The sequence below is a fragment of the Fictibacillus phosphorivorans genome, from assembly GCF_007673525.1.
In the GTDB taxonomy this organism is placed as follows: domain Bacteria; phylum Bacillota; class Bacilli; order Bacillales; family Fictibacillaceae; genus Fictibacillus; species Fictibacillus phosphorivorans_C.
Map to the genome: position 1 here is coordinate 2,048,280 of NZ_VDZU01000001.1, position 12,719 is coordinate 2,060,998.

At 37.2% G+C, this 12,719-nt stretch carries 15 protein-coding genes; 9 read left to right on the plus strand and 6 right to left on the minus strand.

The features are described from left to right. The first annotated feature begins 31 nt into the window (after positions 1 to 31). The 3 genes from FS458_RS10255 (at position 32) to FS458_RS10265 (ending at position 2,554) form a co-directional block, all read left to right on the plus strand. Entirely contained in the window at positions 32 to 265 is a 234-nt protein-coding gene (locus FS458_RS10255) for a hypothetical protein (RefSeq protein ID WP_144700261.1), read from the plus strand. Positions 266 to 349: 84 nt separating this feature from the next. After that, the gene (locus FS458_RS10260; RefSeq protein WP_144700263.1) at positions 350 to 1,843 is read left to right on the plus strand and encodes an amidase; all 1,494 of its coding nucleotides are present in this window, start codon (positions 350 to 352) and stop codon (positions 1,841 to 1,843) included. A 162-nt stretch (positions 1,844 to 2,005) separates the two neighbouring features. Further along, positions 2,006 to 2,554: a cysteine dioxygenase gene (locus FS458_RS10265; RefSeq protein WP_144703477.1), complete on the plus strand. Its 549-nt coding sequence runs from the start codon at positions 2,006 to 2,008 to the stop codon at positions 2,552 to 2,554. 52 nt (positions 2,555 to 2,606) lie between these two features. Here FS458_RS10265 and FS458_RS10270 read toward each other — a convergent pair whose 3' ends face one another. Both FS458_RS10270 and FS458_RS10275 read right to left on the minus strand, forming a co-directional pair. Then, positions 2,607 to 3,230 carry a sterol desaturase family protein gene (locus tag FS458_RS10270; protein ID WP_144700265.1) on the minus strand — a complete coding sequence of 208 codons (624 nt, stop codon included), beginning with the start codon at positions 3,228 to 3,230 and terminating at the stop codon, positions 2,607 to 2,609. Then, positions 3,220 to 3,918, minus strand: coding sequence for a GntR family transcriptional regulator (locus tag FS458_RS10275; protein WP_144700267.1), 699 nt, complete (start codon positions 3,916 to 3,918; stop codon positions 3,220 to 3,222). Before FS458_RS10275 ends, FS458_RS10270 begins: the two co-directional genes overlap by 11 nt. Positions 3,919 to 4,145: 227 nt before the next feature. On the opposite strand from FS458_RS10275, the gene FS458_RS10280 reads away from it, so the two are divergent. The 4 genes from FS458_RS10280 to FS458_RS10290 are packed head-to-tail and all read left to right on the plus strand — an operon-like array spanning position 4,146 to position 8,119. After that, the gene (locus tag FS458_RS10280) at positions 4,146 to 5,648 is read left to right on the plus strand and encodes a spore germination protein (protein WP_144700269.1); all 1,503 of its coding nucleotides are present in this window, start codon (positions 4,146 to 4,148) and stop codon (positions 5,646 to 5,648) included. Continuing rightward, a complete protein-coding gene (locus FS458_RS10285) occupies positions 5,645 to 6,856 on the plus strand; it encodes a Ger(x)C family spore germination protein (RefSeq protein ID WP_186320517.1) in 1,212 nt (403 codons plus the stop codon). The genes FS458_RS10280 and FS458_RS10285 overlap by 4 nt, the downstream gene beginning before the upstream one ends. Next, on the plus strand, positions 6,843 to 7,001 hold the full coding sequence (locus tag FS458_RS20715; protein ID WP_186320518.1) for a hypothetical protein: 159 nt from the start codon (positions 6,843 to 6,845) through the stop codon (positions 6,999 to 7,001). The genes FS458_RS10285 and FS458_RS20715 overlap by 14 nt, the downstream gene beginning before the upstream one ends. A gap of 2 nt (positions 7,002 to 7,003) precedes the next feature. Beyond that, positions 7,004 to 8,119, plus strand: a complete 1,116-nt coding sequence (locus FS458_RS10290) for a GerAB/ArcD/ProY family transporter (protein WP_144700273.1) — start codon at positions 7,004 to 7,006, stop codon at positions 8,117 to 8,119. Here FS458_RS10290 and FS458_RS10295 read toward each other — a convergent pair. Further along, positions 8,113 to 9,945 carry a terpene cyclase/mutase family protein gene (locus tag FS458_RS10295; RefSeq protein WP_186320519.1) on the minus strand — a complete coding sequence of 611 codons (1,833 nt, stop codon included), beginning with the start codon at positions 9,943 to 9,945 and terminating at the stop codon, positions 8,113 to 8,115. The genes FS458_RS10290 and FS458_RS10295 overlap by 7 nt on opposite strands. A gap of 150 nt (positions 9,946 to 10,095) precedes the next feature. On the opposite strand from FS458_RS10295, the gene msrA reads away from it, so the two are divergent. Continuing rightward, positions 10,096 to 10,620 (plus strand): peptide-methionine (S)-S-oxide reductase MsrA, encoded by a 525-nt coding sequence (gene msrA / locus FS458_RS10300; protein WP_144700277.1) that lies wholly within the window; start codon positions 10,096 to 10,098, stop codon positions 10,618 to 10,620. Between the two features lie 93 nt (positions 10,621 to 10,713). On the opposite strand, the gene FS458_RS10305 is transcribed toward msrA, so the two are convergent. Then, the gene (locus FS458_RS10305) at positions 10,714 to 11,223 is read right to left on the minus strand and encodes a TetR/AcrR family transcriptional regulator (protein ID WP_144700279.1); all 510 of its coding nucleotides are present in this window, start codon (positions 11,221 to 11,223) and stop codon (positions 10,714 to 10,716) included. Between the two features lie 95 nt (positions 11,224 to 11,318). Here FS458_RS10305 and FS458_RS10310 point away from each other — a divergent pair, with 95 nt between their 5' ends. After that, entirely contained in the window at positions 11,319 to 11,660 is a 342-nt protein-coding gene (locus FS458_RS10310) for a VOC family protein (protein WP_144700281.1), read from the plus strand. A gap of 27 nt (positions 11,661 to 11,687) precedes the next feature. On the opposite strand, the gene FS458_RS10315 is transcribed toward FS458_RS10310, so the two are convergent. Further along, positions 11,688 to 12,395, minus strand: coding sequence for a DUF421 domain-containing protein (locus FS458_RS10315; protein ID WP_144700283.1), 708 nt, complete (start codon positions 12,393 to 12,395; stop codon positions 11,688 to 11,690). A 129-nt stretch (positions 12,396 to 12,524) separates the two neighbouring features. Further along, positions 12,525 to 12,704: a hypothetical protein gene (locus tag FS458_RS10320; protein WP_144700285.1), complete on the minus strand. Its 180-nt coding sequence runs from the start codon at positions 12,702 to 12,704 to the stop codon at positions 12,525 to 12,527. Between the last annotated feature and the right edge of the window lie 15 nt (positions 12,705 to 12,719).

The following is a 12,719-nucleotide window of genomic DNA, read 5'->3' on the forward strand; positions in this document are numbered from 1 at the left end:
AAATAGTAGAACGTAAGCAGGAGACGAGAATATGGAACATATTGATAAAAGAAACCGGTTGGAAGAAAAACCTTTTAGTTACCGAGAAACAAAAGATCATAACGTATTTTTAGATTATTACGGTAGACAAGTAAAAATTCTTAAAGGAAAAGAAGCTGAAAAGTTTTTAAATCGAATACGAACAGCTGAAAGTGAAATGGCAGAACAGTTAATTATGGCTAAAATAACCGGCAATTTCAAAAGGGGTAATGAACGAAAATCATGACATGACTTCATTTCCATGAGGTGCATAAATTCTATTAAACAATGATTGTATAGCATTCTCATCAAAGTTTTAGGAGTGAAATAGATGAAAGGATTCAAGTACAAAGACTATGATGGGTTAGGACTTGCTGAGTTGGTTAGAAAAAAAGAAGTTCAGCCCATTGAATTAGTTGAAGAGTCCATTAAAAGAATTGATACTTTAAATCCGAAAATCAATGCTGTTATTAACATGATGTATGAAAAGGCGCGAGTGATGACCGCAAATGAACAAAGTGGACTCTTTGCTGGTGTACCAACTCTATTGAAGAATATTTCTCAAGAGGTGGAAGGTGAGCCAATTACTGCAGGATCTAAAGCTTTTCTTTCTTACCGAGCAAAAACGGATTCTGAATATGTGCGGAAGTTAAGAAAAGCAGGTGTTTTATTTCTCGGACAAACAAACGTACCGGAGTTTGCATTAGTCGCTTATACAGAACCTGTCCAATATGGACCAACACGCAATCCGTGGAATTTAAACCATACGCCAGGAGGGTCAAGTGGGGGCTCAGCTGCTGCAGTCGCTTCTGGTATGGTACCTTTTGCTGGAGCGAATGACGGTGGAGGTTCTATCCGGATTCCTGCCTCCTATTGTGGCTTGTTTGGATTAAAACCAACAAGAGGCAGAACCCCAGTCGGACCTAATCTAGGCCGCTCATGGCAAGGAGCATCAGCTGAACACGTCATAACACGAACCGTTAGAGATAGTGCAGCGATGCTCGATCAATTGCAGGGCCATGAAAAAGCAGGTGCCTTTCATACGCCGAGATTTGAAGGAAGTTTCCTTAACTCAGCTAGCACCCCACTAAATCGAACGTTAAGAATTGCTTATTCTGTCTCATCTCCGATAGGTACTGAAGTTCATCCTGAATGTAGAGATGCTGTTATAAAGTCTGCAAAATTATTACAGTCAATGGGACACGACGTGGAAGAAGTTGATGCACCTGTTGACGGACAAAAGTTAGTGAAGAGTTATCTCATGATGTATTTTGGAGAAACTGCTGCCACTATAACGTCACTGGAAAGTATTCTAGGTCGGAAAGCAACCTACAAGGATGTAGAACCTTCTACTTGGCTGCTTGGGTTGCTCGGAAAAGCAACTTCAGCAGAAGAATTTGTACTCAGTATAAGAGAATGGGACAAAGCAGCATTACAGATGGAGACCTTTCATGAAACTTACGATCTTTATATTACGCCAACCACTGCCTCTCCTCCGGCTAAGATTGGAGAGCTTCAGCCAACCACTTCAGAACGATTTCTTATACGTACTGTCGGTCAAATCGGGTTAGGAGGCTTATTGAAAAAGGCGGGACTCGTTGATCAGATTGCTCGAAAAAATCTGGCTCGAACTCCTTTCACTCAGTTGGCGAATCTAACTGGACAACCGGCTATGAGTGTTCCCCTTCATCTTACAGAAGAGGGACTACCGATCGGCGTGCAGTTCATGGCAGCTAGAGGTCAGGAGAGTTTGTTACTGCAAATGGCTGGAGAACTTGAACAATCTGACCTTTGGATAGATGTGCGTCAAAATCCGTTGTTTTAATACTTGTAATCCTTTTAATCGCCTAGCTCTTGCTAGGCGACTTTTTATTCCCGCGGATCATTTTACTTTCACATAAGTGACAAGTACATGTTCATACAATAAAAGTGGTTCTATGCTCTCTTTCAATTTAAATAATCAATAAAAGGAGGTAACAAGTTGAAAATGATTATAAAGTCAATGAACATACTGGATTCATTGAGAGATCCTTCGAAAGAAGAACTCAAGATAGCACTCATTTCTTTAAATATAGACCTCGAGGATGTCAAAAAAGAACTGAAAACCTCAGAGAGTAAACCGTATTATAGAAAACTTTTATATCAGAACGAAAACGTAGAATTATTGGTAATGAATTGGTCTCAATTAGAGTGTGCCCCACATGATCACGGTTCTTCTCATGGTTGGATCAAAGTGCTTAATGGTTCTTCCGAAAATACTGTTTATGAGATCGGTGAAAATGGGCTACCTTCTGAATTATTTAGAACGACTCATGCTAAAGATAAAATTTTTTTCGCACCCAAAAAAGGCATCCATAAGATGATGGCTGAAGAAAATACCGATCTCGTCACACTTCACCTTTATTCACCACCAATAAGTGGTATGAAAGTATATGATCTTGAAAAATGTTCGGTATGTGTAGTCTCTGATGATTGCGGAGCATGGTGGCCAGATGAGCAGCGTCAAAAGTTAAAAGAGATTCAGTTGAATTCTTGAGTAACAGAAACGAAGTCCAATTAAAGGCAAAGCTTAATTGGACTTTTTCTATTCACTCTTTATTTCTCTTTTCTAAGTCTTTAGCAGTATCACTTAATTCAACCTCTTTTTCATCCTTTAAAGTCCCAAATAATACATCGATAAAGGGAGTTGAAACGCCGTACCAATAGTTTTCGTTTTTATAATGATGCAAGGTATGTGTCTTTTTAATCCATCTGCCAAACTTGGTTTTCGGCTTCAGCGGACGGTGAGCCACATAATGTTTCCATTCATAGACAAAAAACATAAATAAAAGACCGATTGAAAAAGACAAGGTGTACTCGATTGATTGTGTGAGAAGAAAAAGGAGAGTGGATAAAAGAAAGAGGCTAGGAACGCTATACCAAATTGGCAAGAATAATAACTTTAATTCATTGGGCTTTTTATGATGATCATAGTGTAATCTTTTTATTAATTTGAACAAAAATGTATTTCTAGGTGCTTTAATATGAAAGAAAAAACGATGGGTGAGATATTCGCTAAACATGTAAATCAAAATACCAAGTGGAAAGAAAAGTAGAACTTTTGTCGTAAGGCTCATCGTAAATAAGAAGCTGATAATTAGGAAGAAAATAATTATCATAACTAAAATATCAAAATGTAAGAAAAAATCTCGATACATCCCTTTACTCTTCATTATTCCTTCCTCCATTCATCTTTTTCTTCCAAAGATCTAGACTATCTTCCATCATAGTTTGTGTTATCTTTTCAGTTCCTTCAATGTCACCGGTTAATATCGATTCCAAAAGTGCTTCGTAATATTGTTTAGAAAAAGATCGAGAGTAAGAATCATTGAAATATTTGAGTGCCATTCTGTAATAAACATCTTTAAAGCTATTTAAAATCAGGCGATAGATTGGGTTAGGAGATAACTGAGCAATATCTTGCTGTAAATTAAAATCAAAAATGGCATATGAATCTGGTTCATCTTTCAATTCATCCAGAGATGAAAACAAAGATATTAGTTTTACTCGGTTATGATTAACCGCATCTTTTATATATGTTGGAGTTAGAGAAATCCTAAGTTCAAGCATATACACGATAAACTCATCAGGAATTTCGTCTTGCAGTTGAAGGATATTGACGATCGTCATTAAGTTACCTTGTTTCCAATAATCATTTATCGTGGCTGGCATTCCTTTTTGAAAAATGATCCAGCCATCCCGCTCTAATCGTTGCAAAGCCTCTCTAATTGTTGGTCTACCTACACTATAGAGTGATGATAAATCTCTTTCAGATGGAATGGATTCATGAATGCCTAATTTTCCTTGTAGAATGGATTGGATGATTTGTTGTTTAATCCTTTCAGAAGAACGCTTCTTCATGGCAAGTAACACCTCATTCTTGTGGTAATACCAATTATCGATGCTGGTATTACCAAATATATGAATGCAAATGATATTCATGCATTCGATTAAAATTATCATGATGCTGCAAACCACCTGTCCTTAGATGCAGGTGGTTTTTGTGTTTTACCATTTTCCTAATTTGTATAAAACAGAAGACAGTTACAAAAGCTGAGAACATCAATGTTTTAGAAGGAGGAAAAGAGATGAGCCAGCAATTTTTCAAAAGAAAGCGTCACGATTCCACATCATCAACTGAAAATTATGACCATCTTCATGTATCCTCTGATCTAAAGACGAATGTTAAAGAGATTAAGAACATTCTAGGAGAGAGTATCGATGTAAAAATCGTAGAGTTTTTAGAGATGCCTATTCCTTTTGCTATTTGTTACATCGAAGGATTAATCAACAAACAACAACTAGAATTATCCATTATTGAACCTATAAAACGCACACAACTAGAAAATAAAAAGTTACAACCGAAAGACCTTATCCATCAAACGGAAGTTTCTGCAATGATAAGTCCTTGTCCTCATTTCGATCTAATCATTACACCCGTCTTAAAAGGACAGGTCATTATTTTTGTAGACGGTATGAGCGAGGCATATTCTATTCCCCTTGAAACGTGGGAGACACGCGGTGTAGAAGAACCTGAAGCACAAACAATGGTAAGAGGACCACGTGAAGGTTTTATTGAAACACTTCAGACCAATACAACCTTGCTGAGACGCCGGATTTCAAATCCTACTTTGCGTTTCAAGCCATTTGAAGTAGGAAAAATAACGAAAACAACGATTTTAGTTTCATATCTAGAAAGCCAGGTCGATCAAGAAGTCTTACAAGAAGTGATAAAAAGGGTATCAAATCTAAACACTGATAAAATATTCGAGAGTGGAATGCTTGAAGAATTGATCGATGAGAACGGATACTCTCCGTTCCCCACCTTTCAATCTACAGAACGACCAGATGTTGCAGCTGCAGCACTATCTGAAGGCAACGTTGTAATTATGTTTGAGGGTACACCTTTCGTCCTTATCACACCAACAACATTTATATCGTTTTTCCAAGCGGCTGAAGATTATTACCATCACTTTGATCTCTCTAGCTTCATTCGTGTGATTCGAGTTATTTCTTTCATGATCTCGTTAGCACTTCCAGCGGCTTATATTGCAGTCACTACCTTTCATCAAGAGTTGATTCCAACTAATCTTCTAGTCAGTTTAGCGGCTCAGAGGGAAGGTGTACCATTTCCAGCTTTCGTTGAAGCACTCGTCATGGAAACAATCTTTGAAATTTTGCGCGAAGCCGGTATTCGAATGCCGCGTCCTATCGGTTCTGCTGTATCGATAGTTGGAGCAATTGTAATCGGTGAATCTGCGGTAGCAGCAGGACTTGTTTCACCAGCGATTGTAATCGTCGTTTCATTAACGGCAATTTCCAGCTTCGTCTCACCTTATTATGGGTTTAGTGGCGCTGCACGATTGCTTAGATTCGTATTGATGATCTTAGCAGCAACAACAGGCATCTTTGGCATGATATTTTTCATGATCGGACTGCTTATCCACCTTTGTTCACTAACTTCAATGGGGAAACCTTACTTCTCGCCGTTAGCCCCTTTTCAATCTGGGAAACAAAAAGACAGCCTGTTTCGTCTTCCTTTATGGTGGACACAAACGAAGCTGCATAGAAAATGGGTAAAAAAATTATGAGAAGGTGGAATATAGTTGCTGTAATCATCTCATTCTCATTAATACTATCTGGATGTGCTGGTCGGATTGAACTCAATGAACTCTTGATCGTATCGTCTATTGGTGTGGACTATAAAAAAGATAAAACTATCGTTCATTTTCAGGTGGTGAATCCAGGAGGCACAGCAGGTGGACAAGGTGGTGCACCATCAGGGGGATCTGGAGGAGCGGTATATACCTATACGGTAACAGGTGAAACACTTTATGATGCGGTTGAAAATGGAAGAAATATTTTGCCAAGAAAATTACTTTTTTCACATATTACAAGTGTAATAATAGGAGAAAAATATGCAAGAACAAAAGGTATTGCTCCATTATTTGATTTTATGGAACGAAACCATGAAGTTCGGGATAATCTCATCATGTTTGTTGCTAAGAATTCTACAGCAAAAGACATCTTATCCATGTATACTCCAATCTTTAAAAATCCTGGGGAATCATTAAAGAATAGAGTCCGATTAGCGGCTACCTCTACCGGGATATCTGAAGGAATTAAAGAAAAAGACGTTGTTCGTTGGCGATATGGTGAGTTTAGGGACCCAGTCATTCAAGGGGTAGAAATTGTTAAGATTAGCGATAGTCAAAGTGAAACATCCAATTTAGAAAATATTATTGCAAATGATAAGACCTATCGAATATCAGGACTGGCAGTCTTTAACAAAGAGAAGATGGTGACTTGGTTGAACAATGATCAAACGAGAGGTTGGTCAATAATCAATCAAAGAGTAAAGGATATCTTTATTTTGAGTCATAAATGTGATAGTCAGAAAGGTAACGTAGGATTCATGGTAAAAGAAGTTGACTCAAAAACAAAGGTCCATTATGAAAATGGTAAATTGAAATATGTTGTAAATGTTAAAGGGAAAGCCATTTTACAAGAAGTGACATGTGCAGTAGATGTAGGTAATCCAACGACCCTGCTTGATATGGAAAAACGAGTAAATGAGGAGTTAGCAAGTCATATCAAAAGCACGGTGAAAAAAGCACAGAAAGAAAAAACGGATGTTTTTGGATTTGGGAAGTTACTTTATAATAAACATCCTGAAGTTTGGAAGAAATACAAAGAAAATTGGAGAGAAGAGTTCTCCGATGTTGAACTAGAAACGAATGTATCCATAAAACTTGAATCTGTAGGAGCGAGGGTGGAAACCATTCATGAGCAAAAATAAATCCTATCGTATTACACTTACGACTTTTTGGATCTTTTCAATGATGAATTTGGCAACATTCCTTTCAAACAGACAATGGCTTCCTTTTTCTAAATGGATCGATGCTATATATTCACCACTATATAAACTGATGTTTGGAGGATAAACATGAACCATACTATAAATCGATGGCAGCTTGTTTTAATCGTAATCAGTTTTATAATGGGGAGTTCCTTATTAATGGCACCTAATTTAACTGCTTTTTTTTCAGGTCAGGATGCTTGGATTTCCATGATTATTGCGGTAATAATCGGTTTGATCTTAAATGTAACTTGGATAATGATTCTGAAACGTTACCAGTTTCGCTCTATTTTTCGTATAACAGAAGTTGCTGGAGGTAAGGTGGTGGGAACGATATTAAATATCTTAATCATTTTTTTTGCACTCCACTTAGCTTCCTACGTAGTTAGAAACCTTAGTAACTTTATGATTTCAAACGTTATACCAGAGTCAAGTCCATGGACTTTTCAGATCATGATCATCTTACTTGCAGTATATTCCTGCTTTTATGGGTTAAATAACATCGGTCGAGTAAATGAGTTTTTAACCCCTTTTATGATTCTCTTTTTTATTTGCTCGTTAGCCCTTACTACGAATCAGTTCAGATTTTCACATCTGCAGCCATTTTTTGAACAAGGGATGTTAAGAATTTCGCAAGGTGCATACACGACAACGGGATTTCCTTTTATCGAGATTATTCTGTTAGGAAGTGTTCTTACCTATGTAAAGAACAAAAATAAACTCTCTAAAAATTATCTAGCAGGTATCTTGTTTGGTGGTAGCGCCCTGATCTTAACTGTATTTATCGCTGTAGGAGTAGAAGGTGCTTATATGGTAAAACGACAAAGCTATCCTACATATGAGTTGATGAGAGATATATCAATCATCAATATTTTTGAGAGGGTAGAGGTCATTATTGGTGTTGTATGGATATTTGGTATTCTTGTTAAGATTGTCATTTGTTTATTTACAGCATTAAAGGGATTGCAGCATCTATCAAAGTTTCCGAACTATCATCCCTTTTTGCTCCCGGCTGGATTATTGATCTGGGCGTTGAGTAACCATATCCACACGAATTCAATGGAATTCACAGATTTTGTAGGACGAAATTGGACGCTATGGTGGTTTTCTTTATATCTGGTTCTCCTTGTTGTTTTGGGTATAGGTATTTTGCGAAAGAAAGATAAGAATTTAGATCAAACTGCAGATGATTCTTCTCAATAGTATTTTTTATAATAGTGAGAGAATGCAAGCAACGGCCAAATTTTATCATAACTATGGTAATGGATATAAAAAGCGCCAGGTAAGCCGGCTCCTGTTGGATAGCTGGCTTTTTCTTGTTTAGAAAACAGCCAGGTAACTGCTCTTTTCATACTGAGATCAGGTTGATCCGAGATGGCAGTTAATGTGTTAAGCGCCCAAGCTGTTTGAGAAGGTGTACTTTTGTTTAAGCTAACATACTTTCTCTTAGAATCACTTTCACATGACTCGCCCCAACCTCCATCTTCATTTTGAACCGAATGTAACCAGTTTTTCGCTTTTTGAATTTGTCTATCATTTGGATGAACACCACATGCGATTAAACCTGTAACGGCAGCCCACGTTCCGTAAATATAACAAACACCCCATCGTCCATACCATGAACCATCCACTTCTTGATTTGCTCGTAGCCAGCTCACACCTTTTTTTATTGAGAGATGATCTTGTTCCATGCCGTGGTAATTTCCTAAGAACTCTAAAGTCCTGCCAGTTATATCTGGAGTGGAAGGATCAACTAGAGCGTCTTTTGCGTGCTTGATGGGGAGGCTTCCAATCAAATAACGATTTGTATTCTTTTCAAATGCTGCCCATCCTCCATCATCGTTCTGCATAGACAAAAGCCATGCAAGCCCTTTTTCATAGCTTGAATAATAAGAAGAGTGTGTACGACAGTATTGTGCGATTGTACGGAGTGACACTTGGGTATCATCTAAATCAGGGTGTTGCGTATTACCTATGGAAAAGCCCCAGCCACCTGGGGTTGCATCTGGATTATGAACAGACCAATCACCATATTTATTCTGCTGCTGTGTAAGTAGAAATCTTGCGCCTTTTAATAGCTGAGCATTTGTTTGGGGAACACCCGCTTCAAGCAATGTATAAAGAATGAGAGACGTATCCCATGTAGTGGATGGTGAATTCTGCAGATGTAGCGTATCATCTACCTCACAAAACATCTTCATCAACCCGTTCAGAGCGTTTTGAATAACCGGCGATGATCGATTAAATCCTTCTGAAAGCAGACCATACACCATGAAAATCGTGGTTAAGGCATAACTAAGAAGTGTTCCATCAGGTTCGATATGATTTTGTATATAAGACTTAATGTTGTCTTTCTTCGTATTCATGAATGAATCTCTAATGTTCAACAAGGAGAACAGATTTATCCAATCTTTTATGTTAGAACCTTGATCTGATTTTCCTAATAATACTGATAGATCAGGTGTGTAGCTTGAAGTTAGTTTCTTTTTACCTTCAATCATCAACAGAACAGGAGCAAAGTGAGCTCTAGCATAGCTGCTGATATCATAACGGTTAATGGGAGAAGTAAGGGGCAGTGAAAAGAGAATGGCTGGATCGATCGGTAGCTCTGGCCAGTGATATAAACCGTTCATGGCTAAAAAGACTTTTGTTAGAAGGTCGGCATTTTTTAATCCACCATTATTTATAATGAATTGTTTTGCGTTCTGAAGCGGTTCTGCAGTGTGTGAGTGGGGCTTCGAATACAAAAGAGCTGTATAGGCTTGGATAGTTGCTGACGAATTTGCAGGCTCCTCATCAGGATATACACGCCATAAGCCATCGTTAGACTGTTTGGAAAGGATTCGTGCGGCTATCCTTTTAATAAGGTTTTCATTTTTGTAATCTATGGTTCGTAATAAAATGAGCATATACGCATCTGTGATTACAGAATTCTCAAAACAAAAACGCCAAGTCCCATCCGTTTTTTGGAGAGAAAGAAGCTCATTACACCGTTTATAAATTTCAGATTCGATTTCTTTAAAGTTCAAATTCCTCACCGCACTTTATCCATAGTGCTTACAGTGTATGTAGTATATGGGTTATCCTATGAATAGATAAGTGCAATCACTGTTCTTTTTCCGTCTATCACGATAAAATCTTGTTATGAATTGAGTTTTGTTTTTTTAGGAGGAATAAGTTTGAGTAATAAACAGCTCGCAACATTCGCAGGGGGTTGCTTTTGGTGTATGGTTAAACCGTTTGATGAGCTACCTGGCATTCATGGTATTATATCTGGTTACACAGGTGGAGAAATTAAAAATCCAACTTATGAACAGATTAAAACGGGTGAAACCGGGCATCGTGAAGCGGTTCAAATCACATTTGATCCGGAGGTGTTTCCGTATCAAAAATTGTTAGATCTGTACTGGCCACAAATTGATCCAACGGATGATGAAGGCCAGTTTATCGACCGTGGAAGTCAGTATAGAACGGCGATCTTTTATCATACGGAAGAACAAAGAAAACTTGCTGAACAATCTTTAAAGAACTTAGAAGAAAGCGGAAAGTTCAAAAAACCGATCGTAACAGAAATTTTACCAGCAAACGTGTTTTATGAAGCTGAAGAATATCATCAAGATTTTTACAAGAAAAACCCAAAAGCTTATAAAGAAGAGCGCGAAACCTCAGGCAGAGACACTTTCATTGAGCAGAATTGGAAATAAGTATTCTATAATATTATTATGTAAACTTAGAAAAGAGACTTTTTTGAAAGTCTCTTTTTTAGATACACAAGCAAGACCATTTGAGAGGATAAATTATATTTTTTCAATAAACCAGATCAATGCTTGCTTAGCATCCTCAGGAGACATACCGTTTGATACATTTTTCAATGCAGCTCGCAATAGGGAAGAAAGGAGTACCTCTACTCCAGGTGTATCTTCATTCATTATTTCATTAAAGAGTACAGCAATAAGATCTTGATTTAAGCTAACATCAGGTTCGCTTAAAAGTGTATAAACATTTAACTTAACAGCCGCGTTAAATCCTATAATCATAGAAGATTTAAGTGATGATAGTGAATCTTCATGAACCTCAGCAGCAGCCTCCATTCTGCTCGTTATTCTTCGTTCTATTTCTTCCCGGACAACTTTATACAATTCTAACTTGTTACCAAAGTGATGGTAAAGAGCTCCTGTTGTTACACCTGTAGTTTTGGCTAAATGTTGCACATTTACTTTTTCATAGCCTTGCGTACCAAATGCTTTTATAGCTTCCTGTAATATTTTCTCTCTCGCTGATCCTGGAATTGGAATATTTGATTTCATGTAGTTATTTTACCATGTTGACAAGGGGACGTAAATGAATTACGATTTACGTAAATCATTTATGTGTAAAAATATGGTATTGGAGGAATGTTTACATGAAGTTAGTTTTTCATTCTCAACCAGTTAAAGATATGAAGAAAGCGGTCATTTTTTATAGGGATATATTAGGAATGGAAGAGGCATGGAGAGAAGGAGATCATACCGTATCGTTTAAGACAAACACTGAAACCCAGATTCTATTAGAAGATGATGAATTTGAACGTGAATTTGGCCCTGGAAGTGTGTTCTTAGTAGATAGCGTGGATGAATATTTCAAAGAAAACCAAAACTCTCTTAGATTTGTTAAAGAACCATGTGATATCCCACCAGGTCGTTATGCTATTTTCACAGATGATTCAGGAAATCCAATAAGAATTATTGATATGTCAAAACGATAAAAAACATATTGTTAATTCACAAGTTGTTTACTCAATATCCATAGGAGAGTGTAGTTTATCATCATGTATATCTATATAAAGTTTATTGTTGCTAGTAAGTAGCGCATATACTACACTTTCAATAGTAAGATTACGTTTCTTGAGTTCTGAGAGCAGCCATTCTTTAGAGATATTATTTTCTTTTAAGTTGTTCAGTAGGATCTCACCATCCATCATCAACTCGGTGGGTAGCCTTACTTCCTCTTTATAGATTTGTAAGTCTTTGCGAATAACAGCAAGGTGCGCTTCTTTTTTCTTTACAGAGAGAAGTCCGTTGTTCTCAACGAGAGCATAATCAACATCTTCGATTGAAAAGATATCCTTTTGTCTGAGCTGTTGATTCAAATAATCCAGAGTATAACGCATTTTTCTCATATTATGCTCTAATATTTTCCCGTTCTCAATAACTACTGTCGGATCTCCAGCTACGTACTTTCGAGCCCTTTTACTCTTTAAGGAAAGAAAAGCAGAAAGATAGATAAGAAGAACAAAGATAAAAAACACGAGAAAGATATAACGCGCTTTTACTTCTAAGGCAAATGCTAAGTTTGCAGTGACAGAACCGAGCGTGACGACAGCGATAAAGTCAAAGATCGTCATTCTTGATACGGTTTGTTTGCCTAAAATACGAGCAGCAAAAAATATAGAAAAAAAGGCAATTATAGATCGAATAATTACATCAACATAAGGATTCACGTTGGTCACATCCCAGAAACTACAATTTAAAAACTATATTATCTTTTTATCCAACTTGTTGTAATTTAAGACGATTAGTTCACTAAAAGGTAAAAAAACGCACAGGTTTCATACTGTGCGTTTTCGTGTTTACTTCTTGTTCTTCTTATACTGATTCAACACATGAACCATACCTTCTTCAATAAGTTCATTCGCTGGTTTATCAAGTTTTTTTGCTAATGCCTTAATCTCAGTGTATAACGAATGGCTTAAAGTAGTATTCACATTTTTTCGATCATGGTTCTTTTTTCTTATCTCGCTTGAATACATGTGCATACCTCCAAC

What these genes read in the sequence shown, in the direction of transcription:
- FS458_RS20715 (WP_186320518.1), top strand. Translation starts at nt 6,843, where the DNA reads ATGAGCAAAAATAAATCCTATCGTATTACACTTACGACTTTTTGGATC.
- FS458_RS10305 (WP_144700279.1), bottom strand. Translation starts at nt 11,223, where the DNA reads ATGAAATCAAATATTCCAATTCCAGGATCAGCGAGAGAGAAAATATTA.
- FS458_RS10265 (WP_144703477.1), top strand. Translation starts at nt 2,006, where the DNA reads ATGATTATAAAGTCAATGAACATACTGGATTCATTGAGAGATCCTTCG.
- FS458_RS10275 (WP_144700267.1), bottom strand. Translation starts at nt 3,918, where the DNA reads ATGAAGAAGCGTTCTTCTGAAAGGATTAAACAACAAATCATCCAATCC.
- FS458_RS10270 (WP_144700265.1), bottom strand. Translation starts at nt 3,230, where the DNA reads ATGAAGAGTAAAGGGATGTATCGAGATTTTTTCTTACATTTTGATATT.
- FS458_RS10255 (WP_144700261.1), top strand. Translation starts at nt 32, where the DNA reads ATGGAACATATTGATAAAAGAAACCGGTTGGAAGAAAAACCTTTTAGT.
- FS458_RS10260 (WP_144700263.1), top strand. Translation starts at nt 350, where the DNA reads ATGAAAGGATTCAAGTACAAAGACTATGATGGGTTAGGACTTGCTGAG.
- FS458_RS10280 (WP_144700269.1), top strand. Translation starts at nt 4,146, where the DNA reads ATGAGCCAGCAATTTTTCAAAAGAAAGCGTCACGATTCCACATCATCA.
- FS458_RS10290 (WP_144700273.1), top strand. Translation starts at nt 7,004, where the DNA reads ATGAACCATACTATAAATCGATGGCAGCTTGTTTTAATCGTAATCAGT.
- FS458_RS10320 (WP_144700285.1), bottom strand. Translation starts at nt 12,704, where the DNA reads ATGTATTCAAGCGAGATAAGAAAAAAGAACCATGATCGAAAAAATGTG.
- FS458_RS10285 (WP_186320517.1), top strand. Translation starts at nt 5,645, where the DNA reads ATGAGAAGGTGGAATATAGTTGCTGTAATCATCTCATTCTCATTAATA.
- FS458_RS10310 (WP_144700281.1), top strand. Translation starts at nt 11,319, where the DNA reads ATGAAGTTAGTTTTTCATTCTCAACCAGTTAAAGATATGAAGAAAGCG.